The organism is Porphyrobacter sp. LM 6, from assembly GCF_001720465.1.
Lineage (GTDB): Bacteria > Pseudomonadota > Alphaproteobacteria > Sphingomonadales > Sphingomonadaceae > Erythrobacter.
The window spans coordinates 322,635-339,524 of the sequence record NZ_CP017113.1 but is presented as its reverse complement, the minus strand read 5'-3'; the positions used below and the strand labels follow the sequence as shown (position 1 = coordinate 339,524).

Sequence of the window (16,890 nt, the reverse complement as noted above, 5' to 3'; positions counted from 1 at the left end):
GCCCGAAGGGCCGCGAGGCCACGCGGCCGAGCCGCAGCTGCTCCGGAGCGAAGCGCAGGAAACGCAGCGAGGACGAGCGGGCGGAGGCCCGCTCGAAAAACGTCAGTGCCTGAAATGCCGCATCCCGGTGAACACCATCGCGAGGCCGGCTTCGTCGGCGGCGGCGATCACTTCATCGTCGCGGATCGAGCCGCCCGGCTGGATCACTGCGGTCGCGCCCGCTTCGGCCGCCGAGATCAGTCCGTCGGCGAAGGGGAAGAACGCGTCCGAGGCAACCGCGCTGCCGACCGTGCGGGGCGCGGCCCAGCCATAGGTTTCGGCGGCTTCCTTGGCCTTGATCGCGGCGATGCGCGCCGAATCGCGGCGGTTCATCTGCCCTGCGCCGATCCCGGCGGTCGCCCCGTCCTTGGCATAGACGATGGCGTTGGACTTGACGTGGCGCGCCACGGTCCATGCGAACAGGCAGTCCTTGAGCTCCTGGTCGGTCGGCGCGCGCTTGGTGACAACCTTGAGGTCATCTGCCGAAATCGCGCCATTGTCGCGCGACTGGATCAGCATCCCGCCGGCAATGCTCTTGAGTGCCAAGCCGCCCCGGCGCGGATTGGGTAGGGTGCCGCATTCGAGCAGGCGCAGGTTTTTCTTCTTCGCGAAGATTTCGCGGGCCTCGGCGCTCACCGATGGCGCGATCACCACCTCGGTAAAGATTGCCGAGATGGCTTCGGCCGTGGCAGCGTCGAGTTCGGTGTTCACCGCGACGATCCCGCCAAACGCCGAGACGCTATCGCAGGCGAGCGCCGCTTCCCATGCCGCCAGCAACGATCCGCCTTGCGCCACACCGCAGGGGTTGGCGTGCTTGACGATCACGACCGCCGGTTCCTGCCCTGCAAACTCCGCCGCCAGTTCGAGCGCGGCGTCGGCATCGTTGAGGTTGTTGTAGCTCAGCTCCTTGCCTTGAAGCTGGGTCGCCTGCGGCACGCCTGCGGTGCCGGCCACCTGCGGGACGTAGATCGCCGCCGACTGGTGCGGGTTTTCGCCATAGCGCAGCGTATCGGCGCGCTTGAAGGCCATTGGCAGGGTTTCGGGGAACAGCGTCGGTTCGTCGCTAGCGGCGGGCGAGAAAGCGAACCAACTGGCGATCGCCGCGTCATAGGCCGCGGTGCGGGCATATGCCTTGCCGGCCATGCGGGTGCGGAAGGCTTGGGTGGTCGCGCCGCCATTGGCGTCCATTTCCTGGGTCAGCGTGGCGTAGTCGGCCGGATCGGTAAGGATCGTCACAAAGCCGTGGTTCTTCGCGGCTGATCTCACCATCGAAGGCCCGCCGATGTCGATATTCTCGATCACTTCCTCGCGGGAAGCGCCCTTTGCGACGGTCGCTTCGAACGGGTAGAGGTTGACCACCACCAGATCGATCGCGCCGATGCCGTGGGCCTGCATCGCGGCGACGTGTTCGGCATTGTCGCGCAGGGCGAGCAGGCCGCCGTGCACGGTCGGGTGGAGCGTCTTGACCCGCCCGTCCATCATCTCGGGAAAGCCGGTGAGCTCGGACACGTCCTTCACCACAAGGCCCGCATCGCGAAGCGCCTTGGCAGTGCCGCCGGTGCTCACCAGCTCGACGCCGCGCGCGGCCAGCGCCGCACCCAGATCGGCCAAACCGCTCTTGTCGGACACTGATAGCAGCGCCCGCCGGATCACCTTGTCGCTCATCGGAAAATCTATCCTGTCTTCCTCAGCAGCCAGGAGAATTGCCCCCCGCTGCGCAATGCCAGTCCCTCGATCACCAGCTGCTCAGTTGCGTGCGGACGGCCATCGCCGTCGACCCACAGGCTGTCCTCGGCAGACAGGGTGATCTCGCCGGCGCCCGCCCTATCGCCGCCCATCCGGAATTGCCAGAGCCGACCGTCGGGGAGCAGCAGGCTGGCGCCGCGCTTGTCACCCGAAAGCTGCACTTCGACCCCGCGCCCCAGGTGGAAGCGGATCGCAAAGGCGATCTTGCCGCGCTTGCCGTTCTTGGCCGAAGGGATGAGGATGTCCTCGCCCGCCAGTTCGGTGCCATCGCCCGACAGGGTGAGGATACGCCGGTGGGTGAGGCCGAAGCGCGCGGCATAGCCATCATGCGCGGCCTCGATCCGGGTCGCCTCGCGCCCGCGCCCTGCGACCATGCGGCGGTCGACTTCGACGGTTTCGACCCCCTTGCCGAGCTGGCCGTGGAGCAGCACCGCGGTGGAATTGGCGTTGTCGAGCACCATGGTCGAGAAGGCGGCCGTGGCGCGCAGGCCTTGCCCGATGCGCGCGGGCACCTGACCGCCCGCCAGTGCCGCGCCGCCGCAATTGACGATGATCCGCTGCGGCCCGTCCGAAAGCTCGAAGGCGAGGGTCGAAGCGCAGCCGACCCGTGCGTGGCGCGAACGCGGCGGCGGGGCGGCATCGAATTGCAGCAGCGTGTCGCCTGACTTGATCCGGTGATAGCCCCAGCTTCCCGCCTGCCCGAGCGGACGGGTGCGCACGCCCGAGGCTTCGATCACGGCGTTCACGCGGTCGGCGGGGATCGCCCCCTGCCCTTGCCAGTTGCCGAGTGCGCCGTCGCCGTGGCGCAGCGCCAGCAGCGGCGGCACCAGCAGCGCGCGCATCACGCCGAGCGCGGGCGGGGGCGTGACTTCGGTCGCGTCGTAACAGGCGATCAGATCGGTCAGCAGCCGGATCGCATCGAGCTGCGCGGCGGGGCAGCGCGACAGCACGCCGCCATCCTCGCCCACCATATCGCCCAGCGCCTTCACGAGGCCCGCCTCGCCATGCAGGCGGCGGGGCTTGCCGTTGGGGAGCAGCAGACCGGCAGCGACGACCCCGGCCCAGCCTGCGACCTGCCCGAAGCCCGCCGGCTCGCGCGCCGCCTTGCGGTCGAGCCATGCGGCGGTCTCGGCAATCGCGGCGAGCAGGCGCGACTTGAGCGTCTTGTCATGCCCGGCGAGCACCAGCGGGGCGTGGACCAGCCATGCCACGAGCCTGAGGCCTGCGAATTCGACGTCCCAAGCCGCGCCCTTGCCGACCTCGCGGTGGGCCTTGAGCCATTGGCTGGTGATGCGTTCGGCCACCGCCGCTCCGTCGCTGCGCGGCGCGCTGGCGGCAAGATCGGCGAGCCAGCTGAAACTGTGCAGCACCCGCTCCACCCCCGGCGCATGGTGCGCGGCAGGCGAGAAATCGAAGCTCGCGATCGGCAGGCGCACGCCGTGGATCAGGAAATGCCCGGCGCGAAGGGCCGTGCCAGCCGCACGATCACCGCGATTGGGGCTTTCGACCGTCGCCAGCACGCGCAGCGGCGGCGGGCGGCGAAACGGCGTGGCAAGCGCATGGCCCGGCACCCCGAGGCGATAGGCCAGCCGGATCAGTGCCTCGCCCGGCCCGGCGTGGACCGCGATCACATCGCTCAGCGCCAGCGCGCGCGAGGGTTCTTCGGCAGGAGCTTCAACCGCAGGTTCAGGGCGGTGGGAAGCACCCGGTTCAGCCGCGCCGGCCAGTGTCAGCACCGGACCATCGGTAATCCGCTCAACCAGCGCATCGGCGCGCCTGCCAGCCGGATTACGCAGCATGGTCGCCATCACCTGCTCCCTTTGAGCGCGGCGATGTTGGCCGCGTAGGCATCCGGCCCGCCCTTGAAGGTGGCAGAGCCGGCCACCAGCACATCGGCGCCGGCTGCGGTGCACAGCTTGGCGGTTTCGGCGTTGACCCCGCCATCGACCTCAAGGTGGATGGCGCGGCCCGTGCGATCGATCATGGTGCGGATGCGCGCGATCTTCTCGAGCTGCGAGGGGATGAAGCTCTGCCCGCCGAAGCCGGGGTTGACGCTCATCACCAGCACGAGATCGACCATGTCCATCAGGTTGTCGAGCACTTCGACCGGCGTGCCGGGGTTGATCACCACGCCGGCCTTCTTGCCCAGCGCCTTGATCGCCTGAAGCGTGCGGTGGATATGCGGCCCGGCTTCGGGGTGAACCGTGATGATGTCCGCGCCCGCGTTGGCGAAGGCTTCGAGATAGGGATCGACCGGCGCAATCATCAGATGCACATCGAAGGGCTTGGCCGTATGCGGGCGCAGCGCCTTGACCACATCGGGGCCAATCGTGATGTTGGGAACGAAATGCCCGTCCATCACATCAATATGGATCCAGTCCGCACCCGCCGCGTCGACCGCGCGCACTTCTTCTCCCAGCCGTGCGAAATCGGCCGAAAGGATCGAAGGAGAAATCAAAGGTGCTGGCATGGCGCGGCGCAGGCCCTTTCCGAGGCTGGTTCCGCCATACGGGAGGCGCGAATCGCGCGACAAGTTCGGTTAACGCCTTTTCCACGGTGGCGATGGGCACCTGAACGGCGGGATGTGCTGGAATTAAGCCGCAATTCAGACGCGGCGCACTATTCAGGCTGCAAGAATGACAGGCCCTGTTGCCGCACGATGATCGGCCCGCCGCCCTCTCTCCGCTATTTCACGAGATATCGATGACCGTTTCTGCCCACCTGTCCCGCTCGCCCGCCCCTTTGCGGACCACCCTGTCCGGCCTTGCGCTGGCCGGATTGATTGCCGCGCCGCTCGCAGCGCAAGGCTACACCTATGGCCGCACCGGGTCCAACGACATGAGCCAGTGCGCGCCCGGCAAGGGCCCCGCCGTGCGGATCGTGGTAAGCGGGATCAAGTCCTCGTCGGGCAACCTGTTCGTGCGCGCTTACCCCGCCAACAGCAGCGATTGGCTCAAGAGCAAGCGCTACGTGATGCGTGTCGATGCGGCTCCGCAGGCGGGCAGCATGACCGTGTGCGTGCCGCTGCCTGCACCGGGTGACTATGCCATCGCGGTGCAGCACGATGCCAATGGCAACCGTCAGACCGACGTTTCGAGCGATGGGGCGGGGATGTCGAACAACCCGGGGATCAAGAAGATCCTCGGCCTCGTGCCGCGCCCGCCTTCGGTCGACAAGGTGCGCTTCACCGCGGGCGAGGGGATCACCCGCATGAGCATTTCGATGCAGTATCTCTGAGCGGGCTCAGCCGCCGCGCTGGCGGCGGCGGTGGCGCCACAGGTCCCACAGCACCTGCGGCGCGGCGAGCAGCGGGAAGCGTTCGCGGAAGGGAGTGACCGCGACGGGCATCCCGGTGTGCCGTTCGATCTTCCACGCGGCATAGCGCGCTGCGCCTTCGAAGGTGGTGCTGGCCTTGACCAGCCGCACCAGATTGAGCGGCTTGCCCATCCGGCGCCGCTTCGCCCACCACTTCAGGATCACGCCGCGCTGCCAGTGCGGCAGATCGGGGGAGAGGCGCTCGCCCTCTTGCCGGGGCGGGATCCCGCCTGCTTCCAGCGCCAGCGGCAAAAGCCCGGCAAAATGCGCGGCGTTGACGCTCAGGATATCATTCTCGCGCCCGCTTTTCTCGACCCGGAATTCGGCCTGGTAGGTCGCGCGGAACAGCGCGCGCCAGTAATCTTCTGCTGTGCCGCTTTCGGGGCCGAGCGCTGCGGCGAGCCGCGCGGCGGTGGTCGCGGCAGCGGCAATGGCGCCCACCACCTCGCCGGTTGCAGCGTCATCGCCGGTCCAGACCAGCGCGCTCGGCTGGACGAAGCGCGCCCAGATGGTGGTGTCGGTGAGTTCCCCGCTCGCCGCGCTGGCAAAGGTCGCCAGCCGCATGGTGGCGACCTTGGCGCGCAGCGTGAGCTCGCCCTGTTCATTGGCATGCGGGCGCTCATGATAGCTCACCGTCGGCCAGATCGCGGCCTCTTCGGTGCCCGGCAACAGGATGTAGAAATCGAGCACACCCTCGAGCGAGCCCGTTCGCAGGTTCGATCCGTAGAACAGCACCGCGCGCGCGCCTGCCGCTTCGGCCAGTGCGGCAGCGAAAGCGGCAACGGCAGGATCGACCGGCACGGCAAGCCGCGCGGCGATACGCTCGCGCAGCGGGTCTGACGCAGCGCTCATGGCGTGACGAAGGCGAGCTCCGGCCCTTGCCCGATCAGGTAGTCACCCGCCGGGAAAGCCTCCCCATCGAGGATGAACTGGTCGTCGATCGAAAGGGTGAAATGGCTGGCGGTGAGCTGGTGGATGCCGCGTTCGCGCAGGCCGCCCCGCAGCTTGCCCAGCAGCACCAGCGGGATCAGTGCCGTGGTGCGGCGCGAGATCTGGTCGACCGCGACCAGCTTCAATCCGTTCTTGAGCGCGCCGAACGGGCGGATGCCCGCTGGCAGACGTTCGAGCGTCGAGGCGAACAGCAATTGCCGCATCTCCGGATCGCCGTGGCCGCTATGCTCCATCGGCACCCCGCTGGCGCCAAGGCCGATCCGCATCCGCGCGCCCTTGCGCCACGGATTGGCGCGGCTTGCGAACAGCGATTGCAGCAGCGCCCACACGCCGGTGACCGCCACGACCATGCTGTCGAACGCGCCGAGCTTGTGCGCACTTTGCCCCGCCTGGGTCGCCTTGGTGAAGGCCCCAGCGCCGAGAATGAAGCCGGCCACGCGGGACATGCCCGCAGCCGAAGCGCCATCTTCGGCGGGCGACACCGCGATCGGGCGACGCCACACGCGGCCACCCTGATCCAGCGCGTCGATCGCGTCCTGCAAGGTCCAGTCGTCGGGGATGCCGAGATCGATGGTCAGCGCGTTGGTCTTGCCCTTGGGCAGCACCGCAATCTCCGGCCAGTCATCACCGAAGATCGCCTGCCCGCAGGTCAGCACGTCGCGCACCGTGCCATCGCCGCCGTTGATCACCAGCAAATCGATGCCCTTGGCGGCGAAATCGGCCAGCGCTTCGGGCAGCTGGGCGCGGGCGCGGGGCTGGGCGATGTGGACGTGCGGAGACAGAGAACAGTCGAAATCGGCCCCGAGATTGCGGTGGCTGCGGGGGTTGTAAATCACCCCGACCGTCGGCGCCTGACCCGCCGCTCGCACCTTGCGCGTCCGGGCGCGCGCAGGCGCTGCCGGGTCAACCCGCGGTATCTGCGCGAACTCGTAGATCGGCGTTGCCATGCTGGTCCTATAGGGACGAGGGTGTAAACTTTCCACCATCTTTACTCTGAACCGTCACATTGACGGGCCGTGAATCGCGGCCAAAACGGGCTTCAGGGCGGTTGCGGGAACGGTGCAAGGGGGCGAGCCATCAAACCCGCCAAGGTTCGCAAGGCCAAGCGGGCGGACGCCCGCGCCCGGCGCTTGAGGGCCAACAACACTGGCGCACCCGACAGGATTCGAACCTGTGACCTCTGCCTTCGGAGGGCAGCACTCTATCCAGCTGAGCTACGGGTGCATGGTGCCATGCGGTGCGCTTCATCATTGCGCGCGGGCGGCCGCTTAGCAAGAGGTGCGGGCTGGCGCCAGACAATTGTTCCCGCCGCGCAGGCCCCGCGCCGAAGGCAGGCTTAACCAATCGGCAAGGAGCCGCGCCTAGGCTTTGCCCTATGGCAACGCTTCCGCCCGAACCGATTCTGTCGCACGGCGATACCGCCGCCGCTATCGGCGCGGGCCCTGCCGCGTTAGCGGCGGCGTGGGAGCAGCTTGAGGGACAGGCCGCGCAGCTCGCGCTGCTCGCCCGGATCGCGCCCGAGCCTTCGCGCGAAGCAAGTGCGATCACGCCGCTGCTCGCTTCGGCGCGCACCTGGCAATGCCAGCTCGCCGCGCAGGGCATTGCCGATATCGCTGCCATGCTCGGCAGTGGGCTCACCGCGCTCGCCACCCTGTCGCGCCGCGAACAGGATACCTCGGCTCCGGCGCTCGCCTTGTGGCGCGAATTCCACGCTGCCCGCACCGCGCTGATCGACGTGCTCAAGGCCGTAGAGCCCGCCTGAGCCACCGCGCCGCGGCTTGACCGCGTTCGCATTCTGTTCCAACCTTGCGCCATGTCCGGTGCCTTGCCATCCGCCCATGATTCGCCGCTGCCGGCCAGTCTGACCGCCGCCGATGTCGCACGCGGCATCGGGCGGCTGTTTGCGCGCAATGACATCTGGTGCCTGGGCGAAGTGCCGATCCGTAACGGCCGCCGCGCCGATCTGATGGGCATCGATGCCCGCGGGCAAGTGGTAATCGTGGAGATCAAGGTCGCGCGCGGCGATCTGCTCGGCGATGCCAAGTGGCCCGACTATCTCGATTTCTGCGACCGTTTCTTCTGGGGCGTGCCGCCCGCGCTCGACCGCGCCCCACTCGAGAGCGAGGCCTACCGGCCCGAGACCTGCGGGGTGATCGTCGCCGATGGCTATGATGCCGAAATCCTGCGCCCGGCGGCGCTGGTCCCGCTGGCGGCGGCGCGGCGCAAGGTCGAGGTCGAGCGGTTGGCGCGGATCGCGATGCGGCGCCACACCGCGCTGATCGATCCGCTCTGCGCGGCGCTGGACATATAGGCCTGTCGCCCACCCGCGAATTGCGGCATATCTTCACGCGATGCTGCCCGCCGATCTGCCCGTTCCGCTTGCGCTGCTGATCGTCAGCCTCGCCGTCACGGTGATTGTCGCACTGCGTTACGTGCTGACCAGCGGGCTGTTCGCTTATGCCACCGCCAAGATGCGCCCCGGGCTCTACGCCGGACGCCGGGCGCAGATCCTGCGCGAGGTGCGCTGGTCGCTGCTCTCGGCCGCGATTTATGGCGCGCCGGCGGGGATCGTGCTGTGGGGCTGGCGGCATCATGGTTGGACGCAGCTGACCGCCGACTGGGCGAGCCTGCCGCTGTGGTATCACCCGCTCTCGGTGCTGATCTACCTCGCGGTGCAGGACACCTGCTTTTACTGGAGCCACCGCTGGATGCACCGGCCCCGCTGGTTCCGGCTGGCCCACGCCGTCCACCATGACAGCCGCCCGCCGACCGCGTGGACCGCGATGAGCTTCCACCCGATCGAGGCGATAACCGGCGCGGTGGTCGTTCCGGTGCTGGTCTTCATCGTCCCGATCCATCTCGCCATGCTCGGCCTCGTGCTGACCATCGCGACGGTGATGGGGGTGACCAATCACATGGGCTGGGAGATGTTTCCGCGCTGGCTTGTTCATTCGCCATTGGGAAACTGGCTGATAACCGCCAGCCATCACGAGCGGCATCACGAGGAATACAGATGCAATTTCGGACTCTATTTCCGGTTCTGGGATCGCGTCTGCGGGACCGACAAGGGCCTGTCGCAGCGGATCGTGGCCGAGGCCGGGCACGCACGCGGGGCGGCCGTATCATGATGGCGCGCACGCTCGCACTTGTGGCTCTCGCCGCGCTGCTGCCGGCCACGCCGGCGCTGGCGGGCGACGTGGTAATTACGGTCACCGACTTGCGCTCGACCAAAGGCGTGGTGCGCGCCTGCATGACCACCCGCGAGGATATCTTCCCCAAGTGCATCAAGGATCCCACCGCCCATCGCACCGTGGTCCCCGCTGCAAAGACGGTCGAGATCCGTTTCACCGGGGTGAAGCCCGGCGATTATGCGGTCGCGCTGCTGCACGACGAGAACGACAACGGCAAGGCCGACCGGGCGATGGGGATGATGCCCAAGGAAGGCTATGGCTTCTCGCACGATGCGCCGGTCAAGATGGCTCCGCCCAAGTTCAAGGATGCGGTGATGAAGCTGGGCGAAGGGGTCAGCCGGATCGCCATCAAGATGCGCTACTTCCTCTAGGCATACCCGCGCAGCCGCCCGACTGCACTTAACCGGATGTTTACCACAACGCGCCACAAAGGCCGGGTAAATGTTCAACCCTGGGGCGGAAAACAGCCATGGACACTCTGCGCGGCACCTTTGATCCCGATACCAACGCGTATCGTGATTGGGACGCATCCGAAGAGGACAATGCTGCACCGGCCAGCCGCCGGGATCTCCCTCCCGAGGCGATCGGGCAGGACGAGCGCCGCATGCAGGTGCGCGCCTACAACCATTGGGCCGGCCTGCTCGGCGAAAAAATGTTCCCCAGCATCGAGGATCTTGAGCCTGCCCACCAGCCCGACTTCGGGCCGTTCAGCGTGCTGCTCGACTTCTCGCTCGGGATCGAGGATCCGGTGGTGCGCTTCCTCGGCGAACGACTGGCCGAGGAATGCGGCGGCAACGGCAGCATTGCACGTCTTTCGGATGTGCCGCCGCGCTCGCTGCTCAGCCGCATCACCGATCACTACATGCAGATCCTCGCCAACCAGGCGCCGATCGGGTTCGAGGCGGAATTCGTCAATCACCACGGCGTGGCGGTGCTCTATCGCGGCATCCTGCTGCCCTATTCGAGCAACGACGAGACGATCGACTTCATTTATGGCGTGATCAACTGGAAGGAAATGGCCGACCAGCTGACCGCAGACGAGCTGCTGCTCGAAATCGATCAGGCGCTTGAACTGGGCGCCGAACTCGAGGTCGAAGAAGAAGTGCCCGCGCTGCGTGCCGCCGATCCGGTGACGGAATGGGCCGATTCCCCGGCGCACGAAGACGAGGACGAGGACCAGGTCCTTTCGCTCGAGGACTTCACCGCCGACGACTATACCCCCGAATTCGGCGACGATTTCGACAATGTCGCGCCGCTCGACGGGCTGGGCGAGGCCGCATCGCATGACGATCTGCCAATGCCCGACTTCGGCCAGTACACGCTCGAAGACCCCGAAGCGGACGAATATGACGAGGACGAAGGCGAGCCGGTCAACCTGCGCTACAATTTCGCTTCGCTCGCCGCCCACATCGACGCGCCCGCCAAGAAGGCGATCGATCTAAGCGCGCTGCCGCCTGTCGCCATCGAACCCGAAGCAACCTTCGAGGACGAGGACGAGGACGAGGCCGTGCACGAGGCCGAACCCGAAGCGGTCGCCGAGATCGAACCGGAAGTCGAAGCCGAAGTCGAAATCGCAGCCGAACCCGAAGTTGCGGCTGAACCCGTCCAGCCGGTCTTTGCCGCTGATGACGAGGACGAATTCGAGCTGGTCGACGATCTGCCGGATGACGCGGGCCTCTACGATTGCCTCGCCTCGGCGCGCGAACTGGCGCGCAATGCCGACAACACCGAAGACCGCAGCCGCAGCGCGCTCTATGCCGCCGTCAGCCGCGCCTACGACTTTGCGCTCGCGGCCGCCGCCGATCCGGAAGGCTATGCCGAACTGATCGCCGACAGCGGCCTGACGATGCAGGAACGCGCGCCGATGACTCCTGTGGTCAAGCTCGTGTTCGGGCATGATTACGACAAGACGCGCCTGACCGAATACGCCGCCGTGCTGACCCACGCGCATCGTCTCAAGCTCAAGCCCGGTGCGCTCGCCGGTTTCCTGGCGGAGACCGAGGGCGGGGTGAAGGCGGTGGTCAAGGCCGAACGCCGCCTGCGCCGCGAGGAACAGGGCAAGCCGGTGGACGATGCCTCCGCCGTGCGCGAGGCTCTGGCCGAACAGCTGCGCGCGCTGGAAGCGATGACGCTTGAGGCGCTCGACGGCGCTGGCCCCGAATTCGCGCTGGTGCTGATCCGCCGCGACGAAATCGGCTGCGCGGAAATCCTTGCCGAACTGCCCGAGGATATCGGCCAGATCGAACGCGCTGCACGCAAGCTGTTTGGCTGATTGCCGGGCTACCTGCGCAACCCAGCTTCAGTTTGAGTTCATGCAGAATCGCGGTAGGAACACCGCGATGCGCGTCCGTTCGTCTCCCTTTGCCTACGCGCTTGCGCTACTGGTAAGCACGCTGATCGCGGTGCAGCCCGTCGCTGCCCAGTCGATCCTGCGCGATGCCGAGACCGAGGAACTGCTGCGCGACATGAGCGCGCCGCTGATCGAGGCGAGCGAGCTGGAACCCGGCAATGTCGAGCTGGTGCTGATCAACGATGGCTCGATCAACGCCTTTGTCGCGGGCGGGCAGGCGATCTACGTCCACACCGGTCTGATCAACGAAGCCGAGACCGCCAATGAAGTGCAGGGCGTGCTCGCACACGAGCTTGGCCACATCACCGCGGGCCACGCGGTGCGCTTCAACGAACGCACCAAGGCGGCCAACGGCATCACGCTTTTGTCGCTGCTGCTCGGCGTCGGCGCGGCGCTGGCCGGCGCGGGCGATGCGGCGATGGGCGCGATCATGGCAGGACAGCAGGCCGCGCTGGGCAGTTTCCTCGCCTTCAACCGCGATCAGGAAGCCGCCACCGATCTGGCCGGTGCGCGCTATCTTGCGGGCGCGGGGATCTCCGGCAAGGGGATGATCAAGTTCTTCGAGCGGCTCCGCAGCAATGAAATCCGCTCGGGCTACAGCCAAGCGGACGATGCCGCCTATGCCCGCACCCACCCTTTGACCGGCGACCGTATCCAGACCCTGCGGGTGCTGCTGGAAGAAGACCGCGCGTGGAATGCCGCGCCCGATCCTGCCTTGCAGGAACGCTTCGTGCGGGTGCGCGCCAAGCTTTACGGCTATCTTGCCGAACCGCAGCGCACGCTCACCGCGTTCCCGCCGAGCGATACCAGCATCCCGGCGCGCTACGCCCGCGCTTATGCCTATCACAAGGAGGCGCGGATCGACATGGCGCTCGCGGAAACCGACGCGCTGCTGGCGGCCGAGCCCGACAATCCGTGGTTCCTTGAGCTGAAGGGGCAGGTGCTGCTCGAATCCGGTCGCCCGAAGGAGGCGCTGGGGCCGTTGCGCCGCGCGACCGAATTGACGCTGGCCCACCCGCTGATTGCCGGGATGCTCGGCCATGCGCTGATCGCCACCGAGGACACGGCCAACTTCGCCGAGGCCGAGAACGTGCTGCGCGCGGCGGTGCAGAAGGACCGCTACAATCCCTTCGCGTGGTATCAGCTGGGCGTCGTCTACGAAGCGCGCGGCGATACCCCGCGCGCGCGACTTGCGAGCGCCGAACAGCAGGTGATGAACCGGCTCTATCCGCAGGCGCTAGCCAATGCGCAGGCCGCCGAGGCGAGCCTGCCCTATGGCTCGCCCGACTGGATCCGCGCGCAGGACGTGATGTTCGAAGCGCGTGCCGAACTGGAACGCCTGCGCGACAAGCGTTAGTTTGCCCCTGATTTTCCTTTAGGTGTTGGAACCCATGACGTCATCGACCCCGTCCTTTTCGCTGCGCCAAGCGCTGCTGACCGCTGCGATCGCGCTGGTGTTCGGATTTGCGGGGGCGGCGCTGTGGTCGCTTTCGGGCCTCGCCGACAGTCGCACTCGCGATTACCTGCTCGGCAATCCCGATCTGTTGCCGCAGATGGTGCAGGCCTACGAGGCGCAGGAAGCCGAAAAGCGGCTTGCGGCGCTCGGGCCGGAAGTCTTCGTTGAATATCCCGGTGCGGTGATGGGCAACCCCAAGGGCACCAGGGTGCTGGTCGAATTCAGCGATTACAACTGCACCTATTGCGCGGCGAGCCTCAAGGATGTCGACCGGTTGGTGGCCGAAGATTCCGATCTCAAGGTCGTGATCCGCGAGATCCCGTTGCAGAATGGCAGCGAGGCGAGCGCACGGATGGCGCTCGCAGCGGCGATGCAGGGCAAGTATCGCGCTTTCCATGATGCCATGTTCCGCACCCGCGACATTGCCGCTGCGGCCGAAGCGGCCGGGCTCGATATGGCGCAGGCGGAGCGCGATGCGGCTTCGCAGGCGGTCTCGATCGAGCTGGCGCGCAACATCGAACTGGCGCGCGAACTGGGCTTTGCCGGCACGCCTTCGTGGGTTACCGGGCGCAAGGCGATGGAAGGCGCGGTCGGCTACGATCAGCTCAAGGCGGCGCTGGCCGGCGGCGATACGGCCGGCTGATGCTGCGCGGCTGGCTGCCGGGGTGCGCGCTGCTGCTGGCCGCCCCGCTCCAGGCGGCGACAACTCCCCCGACTGATACCGGCGCGATGCGCGCGGCGATGGATGCGTTCCAGGTGGCCGACCAGCGCTTGCAGGACGTGGGCTGGCAACTCGCGCGCGGCAATGCCGCCTACTGCTCGCGTGTGGTGCCGTCGATCGGGCTGCAATTGACCGACATGGCGGGTTACGCCGATCCCGCCGCTGCCCGCGCGGCGTTGCAGCTCGAGCGCGATTTTGCGGTAGGGTCGGCTGCGCGCGGTTCGCCTGCGGCATTGTCGGGCGCCTTCACCCCGGGCCGCGAGGTGGTGCGGCTCGAACGGCTTGATCCCAATAGTCTGCCCGCCGAGGGGCGGTCCGATTGGCAGCGGCTGGCGCGCGCGCATCAGCACACCGAGGCGATGCTAACCGAGCACGCAGGGATCACCATCGGGTTTGGCGATGGCACCGAGGCACAGCTCGCCCCGACCGAAGTCTGCGCCACCCGGTTCGAGCTGGTGGGCGATAGCCGCGCCGCGCTGGCCGATGGCGAGCGGGTGGTGATCGGGCAGTTCTTTCCCGCGCTCCGCTACGAAGAGCCGCTCCTCGCCGCGCTGGTGGCGCATGAGCTGGCGCACAACATCCTCGGCCATGCCGCGTGGCTCGATGCCAAGGGGCGCAGCCGCAAGCACGTGCGCCTGACCGAGCGCGAGGCCGACCGGCTGATCCCCTGGCTGCTCGCCAATGCAGGCTATGATCCCGCCGCTGCGGTGGCTTTCATGACCCGCCGGGGCACGGAGCACGATGGCGGCGCCCGCCTGAGCCGCCAGCACGATGGCTGGGACGCGCGCGCCAAGGTTGTCGCCGCCGAAGTGCCGCTGATTGCCGGTCTCCAGGCGCGCGGGGAGCCCGCCGACTGGCCGCGCCTTTTCCGCCGCGAGGCCGCCCTCACGCGATGATCCGTGTCCCGCCCGCGTCGGAATACGCGATTTGCGGTGCGGTTTGCGACGAAATGAGCTAGACCCCCGCGACTATGGCAGTGCTCCAGATCCAGGCGGCGCCGTTCTTCGCGAGCAAGAACCGGGCGTTCTGGAACCTCCAGCTGGCGGGCTGGGGCGGCGCTTTCGTGCTGCGTGCGGTCTCGGCACTGGCGAACCAGCAGCCGCTCGATATCCTCGCGCTGATCCTCGTCACCACGATCACCGGCTTTTCGATCAGCCTGATCCTGTCGGTGATCTACCGCCAGCTGATCCAGCAGACGCCCTTCATCACCTGGGGTGCGACAGCGCTGGTGCTGTTCTTCGCGGTGGTGCTGCACGCCTCGATCGATGCCTGGGTGCAGGGCGTCTATTACGCCGCCAGCCGCGATACGACCTTCGTCCAGCGCGTGATCGGCCTGCTCTATCTGCCGCTGACCCTGCTCGGCGGGTGGAGCGCGCTCTATTACGCGATCAACTTCTTCCTGACGGTGGAACAGCAGGCCGACCGGCTCGAGCGGCTCGAAGCGCAGGCCACGGCCGCGCAGCTCGCCATGCTGCGCTATCAGCTCAATCCGCACTTCCTGTTCAACACGTTGAATTCGATCAGCACGCTGGTGCTGCTCAAACAGACCGAGCCCGCCAACGCGATGCTCACTCGCCTTTCCGGCTTCCTGCGCCACACGCTGATCGCCGAACCCGGCAGCCAGGTCACGCTGGCGCAGGAGATTGAAACCCTCCAGCTCTATCTCGATATCGAACGGATGCGGTTCGAGGAACGCCTGCGCACCCATTTCGAGATCGAGGATGCCGCGCTTCAGGCGCAGCTTCCGGCGATGCTGCTCCAGCCGCTGGTCGAAAACGCGATCAAATATGCCGTCAGTCCGCAGGAAGAAGGCGCGCGCATTGCCATCACCGCGCGTGTGATCGGCGAACGGCTGCGCCTGACGGTCGAGGATACCGGCCCCGGCGTGGACGAGGTGCAGCTTTACCGCACCCGCGATCCCGCGCAGCTGCGCGCGCCGACGACGCCGGGCAAGCCGGTGTCGACCGGCGTCGGCCTGCCGAACATCCGCAATCGCCTGATGCAGGCCTATGGAGAAAACCACCTGTTCGAGACCCGATCGGAAGCCGGGGGCGGCTTTACGGTGATGATCGAGATCCCGTTCATCCGGGCCGATAGTGCCGAACCGCCCCCTGCCGCCGTGCCTTCCGCGGTGACCGGTACGGGCGGCAATGTCGTCCCGCTGACCCCCCCGCAACGAACCATCGGAACCACCGCATGACCATCAGAACCATCCTTGTCGACGACGAGAAGCTCGCGATTCAGGGCCTTCAGCTGCGGCTCCAGCCGTTCGAGGACGTCGAGATCATCGACACCTGCGCCAACGGCCGCGAGGCGATCCGCAAGATCAAGACCGAAAAGCCCGATCTCGTCTTCCTCGATATCCAGATGCCGGGCTTTGACGGCTTTTCGGTGGTCAAGGGTGTGATGGATATCGAACCCCCGCTGTTCGTCTTCGTTACCGCCTATGAAGAACACGCGATCCGCGCGTTCGAGGCCAATGCGGTCAATTACCTGATGAAGCCGGTCGACGAGCAGAAGCTGGCCGACACCATCGAACGCGTGCGCCAGCGTCTTGCCGAGAAGAAATCGGCCGAGGATGCCGGACAATTGCTCGACGTGCTGGCCGAAGTCGCGCCCGACCGCGCGGCGGATTTCGTCGATACGGTCGCGGCCACCACCACCGAAAGCGCCGACCGCTTCGAGAAGCTCATCAACATCAAGGATCGCGGCCAGATCTTCCGCGTCGAAGTCGACACGATCGAGAATATCGAGGCTGCGGGCGATTACATGATCATCTCCACCGGCGACAATTCGCTGGTGCTGCGCGAGACGATGAAGGACCTCGAACGCCGGCTTGATCCGCGCAAGTTCCAGCGCGTCCACCGCAGCACAATAGTCAACCTCGATCTGGTGCGGCAAGTGAAGCCCCACACCAACGGCGAATGCTTCCTGGTGCTGGAAAGCGGTGCCGAGGTGAAGGTGAGCCGCAGCTACCGGGATGTGGTCGCCAGATTTGTGCATTGATGCGTGTGGGGGCGCCTCCGCGCCCCCTTCCTCGGCGCCTGCGGCTCCGAAGTCCCTATCCCCGTTCGTGTCGAGCGTAGTCGAGACACCGCACTTCAGCCTCTCGACTTCGCTC

16 protein-coding genes and 1 tRNA gene are annotated in these 16,890 nt (G+C 67.0%); 11 read left to right on the top strand and 6 right to left on the bottom strand.

The features are described 5' to 3' along the window. Positions 1-102 precede the first annotated feature (102 nt). The 3 genes from purH to rpe are packed head-to-tail and all read right to left on the bottom strand — an operon-like array spanning position 103 to position 4,255. Positions 103-1,704, bottom strand: coding sequence for a bifunctional phosphoribosylaminoimidazolecarboxamide formyltransferase/IMP cyclohydrolase (purH, locus tag BG023_RS01745; RefSeq protein WP_069308925.1), 1,602 nt, complete (start codon positions 1,702-1,704; stop codon positions 103-105). An 8-nt stretch (positions 1,705-1,712) separates the two neighbouring features. Continuing rightward, positions 1,713-3,593, bottom strand: a complete 1,881-nt coding sequence (locus BG023_RS01740) for a heparinase II/III family protein (protein ID WP_069308924.1) — start codon at positions 3,591-3,593, stop codon at positions 1,713-1,715. Then, the gene (gene rpe / locus BG023_RS01735) at positions 3,593-4,255 is read right to left on the bottom strand and encodes a ribulose-phosphate 3-epimerase (protein WP_069311062.1); all 663 of its coding nucleotides are present in this window, start codon (positions 4,253-4,255) and stop codon (positions 3,593-3,595) included. Before rpe ends, BG023_RS01740 begins: the two co-directional genes overlap by 1 nt. Before the next feature lie 233 nt (positions 4,256-4,488). Between rpe and BG023_RS01730 the strand changes: the two genes are divergently transcribed. Next, on the top strand, positions 4,489-5,022 hold the full coding sequence (locus BG023_RS01730) for a DUF2141 domain-containing protein (RefSeq protein ID WP_069308923.1): 534 nt from the start codon (positions 4,489-4,491) through the stop codon (positions 5,020-5,022). Positions 5,023-5,028: 6 nt separating this feature from the next. Here BG023_RS01730 and BG023_RS01725 read toward each other — a convergent pair whose 3' ends face one another. From BG023_RS01725 to BG023_RS01715, 3 genes are all read right to left on the bottom strand, one after another. Then, positions 5,029-5,952, bottom strand: a complete 924-nt coding sequence (locus BG023_RS01725) for a hypothetical protein (protein ID WP_069308922.1) — start codon at positions 5,950-5,952, stop codon at positions 5,029-5,031. Next, the gene (locus BG023_RS01720) at positions 5,949-6,998 is read right to left on the bottom strand and encodes a diacylglycerol/lipid kinase family protein (protein WP_069308921.1); all 1,050 of its coding nucleotides are present in this window, start codon (positions 6,996-6,998) and stop codon (positions 5,949-5,951) included. Before BG023_RS01720 ends, BG023_RS01725 begins: the two co-directional genes overlap by 4 nt. A 200-nt stretch (positions 6,999-7,198) precedes the next feature. Further along, positions 7,199-7,275, bottom strand: a tRNA-Arg gene (locus tag BG023_RS01715). Positions 7,276-7,426: 151 nt separating this feature from the next. Here BG023_RS01715 and BG023_RS01710 point away from each other — a divergent pair. The 10 genes from BG023_RS01710 (at position 7,427) to BG023_RS01665 (ending at position 16,775) form a co-directional block, all read left to right on the top strand. Then, entirely contained in the window at positions 7,427-7,813 is a 387-nt protein-coding gene (locus BG023_RS01710) for a hypothetical protein (RefSeq protein WP_069308920.1), read from the top strand. A 51-nt stretch (positions 7,814-7,864) separates the two neighbouring features. After that, complete coding sequence (locus BG023_RS01705) at positions 7,865-8,362, top strand: MmcB family DNA repair protein (protein WP_069308919.1); 498 nt, start codon at positions 7,865-7,867, stop codon at positions 8,360-8,362. Positions 8,363-8,402: 40 nt separating this feature from the next. Then, on the top strand, positions 8,403-9,179 hold the full coding sequence (locus BG023_RS01700) for a sterol desaturase family protein (protein WP_069308918.1): 777 nt from the start codon (positions 8,403-8,405) through the stop codon (positions 9,177-9,179). Then, positions 9,176-9,613, top strand: coding sequence for a DUF2141 domain-containing protein (locus BG023_RS01695; RefSeq protein ID WP_150122758.1), 438 nt, complete (start codon positions 9,176-9,178; stop codon positions 9,611-9,613). The genes BG023_RS01700 and BG023_RS01695 overlap by 4 nt, the downstream gene beginning before the upstream one ends. Before the next feature lie 98 nt (positions 9,614-9,711). Further along, on the top strand, positions 9,712-11,514 hold the full coding sequence (locus BG023_RS15195; RefSeq protein WP_069308917.1) for a hypothetical protein: 1,803 nt from the start codon (positions 9,712-9,714) through the stop codon (positions 11,512-11,514). A gap of 67 nt (positions 11,515-11,581) precedes the next feature. Beyond that, positions 11,582-12,949 carry a M48 family metalloprotease gene (locus BG023_RS01685; RefSeq protein ID WP_069308916.1) on the top strand — a complete coding sequence of 456 codons (1,368 nt, stop codon included), beginning with the start codon at positions 11,582-11,584 and terminating at the stop codon, positions 12,947-12,949. A 34-nt stretch (positions 12,950-12,983) separates the two neighbouring features. Continuing rightward, positions 12,984-13,691, top strand: a complete 708-nt coding sequence (locus tag BG023_RS01680; protein WP_069308915.1) for a DsbA family protein — start codon at positions 12,984-12,986, stop codon at positions 13,689-13,691. Further along, positions 13,691-14,665 carry a hypothetical protein gene (locus BG023_RS01675; RefSeq protein ID WP_069308914.1) on the top strand — a complete coding sequence of 325 codons (975 nt, stop codon included), beginning with the start codon at positions 13,691-13,693 and terminating at the stop codon, positions 14,663-14,665. Before BG023_RS01680 ends, BG023_RS01675 begins: the two co-directional genes overlap by 1 nt. A 74-nt stretch (positions 14,666-14,739) precedes the next feature. Continuing rightward, complete coding sequence (locus tag BG023_RS01670) at positions 14,740-15,969, top strand: sensor histidine kinase (protein ID WP_069308913.1); 1,230 nt, start codon at positions 14,740-14,742, stop codon at positions 15,967-15,969. After that, positions 15,966-16,775, top strand: coding sequence for a LytR/AlgR family response regulator transcription factor (locus BG023_RS01665; RefSeq protein WP_069308912.1), 810 nt, complete (start codon positions 15,966-15,968; stop codon positions 16,773-16,775). The genes BG023_RS01670 and BG023_RS01665 overlap by 4 nt, the downstream gene beginning before the upstream one ends. Positions 16,776-16,890 lie beyond the last annotated feature (115 nt).

Coding starts and splice junctions, on each gene's coding strand:
- BG023_RS01710 (WP_069308920.1), top strand. CDS start 7,427: ATGGCAACGCTTCCGCCCGAACCGATTCTGTCGCACGGCGATACCGCC.
- BG023_RS01725 (WP_069308922.1), bottom strand. CDS start 5,952: ATGAGCGCTGCGTCAGACCCGCTGCGCGAGCGTATCGCCGCGCGGCTT.
- BG023_RS01720 (WP_069308921.1), bottom strand. CDS start 6,998: ATGGCAACGCCGATCTACGAGTTCGCGCAGATACCGCGGGTTGACCCG.
- BG023_RS01705 (WP_069308919.1), top strand. CDS start 7,865: ATGTCCGGTGCCTTGCCATCCGCCCATGATTCGCCGCTGCCGGCCAGT.
- BG023_RS01700 (WP_069308918.1), top strand. CDS start 8,403: ATGCTGCCCGCCGATCTGCCCGTTCCGCTTGCGCTGCTGATCGTCAGC.
- BG023_RS01730 (WP_069308923.1), top strand. CDS start 4,489: ATGACCGTTTCTGCCCACCTGTCCCGCTCGCCCGCCCCTTTGCGGACC.
- BG023_RS01670 (WP_069308913.1), top strand. CDS start 14,740: ATGGCAGTGCTCCAGATCCAGGCGGCGCCGTTCTTCGCGAGCAAGAAC.
- BG023_RS01695 (WP_150122758.1), top strand. CDS start 9,176: ATGATGGCGCGCACGCTCGCACTTGTGGCTCTCGCCGCGCTGCTGCCG.
- BG023_RS01675 (WP_069308914.1), top strand. CDS start 13,691: ATGCTGCGCGGCTGGCTGCCGGGGTGCGCGCTGCTGCTGGCCGCCCCG.
- BG023_RS01680 (WP_069308915.1), top strand. CDS start 12,984: ATGACGTCATCGACCCCGTCCTTTTCGCTGCGCCAAGCGCTGCTGACC.
- purH (WP_069308925.1), bottom strand. CDS start 1,704: ATGAGCGACAAGGTGATCCGGCGGGCGCTGCTATCAGTGTCCGACAAG.
- BG023_RS01740 (WP_069308924.1), bottom strand. CDS start 3,593: ATGGCGACCATGCTGCGTAATCCGGCTGGCAGGCGCGCCGATGCGCTG.
- rpe (WP_069311062.1), bottom strand. CDS start 4,255: ATGCCAGCACCTTTGATTTCTCCTTCGATCCTTTCGGCCGATTTCGCA.
- BG023_RS15195 (WP_069308917.1), top strand. CDS start 9,712: ATGGACACTCTGCGCGGCACCTTTGATCCCGATACCAACGCGTATCGT.
- BG023_RS01685 (WP_069308916.1), top strand. CDS start 11,582: ATGCGCGTCCGTTCGTCTCCCTTTGCCTACGCGCTTGCGCTACTGGTA.
- BG023_RS01665 (WP_069308912.1), top strand. CDS start 15,966: ATGACCATCAGAACCATCCTTGTCGACGACGAGAAGCTCGCGATTCAG.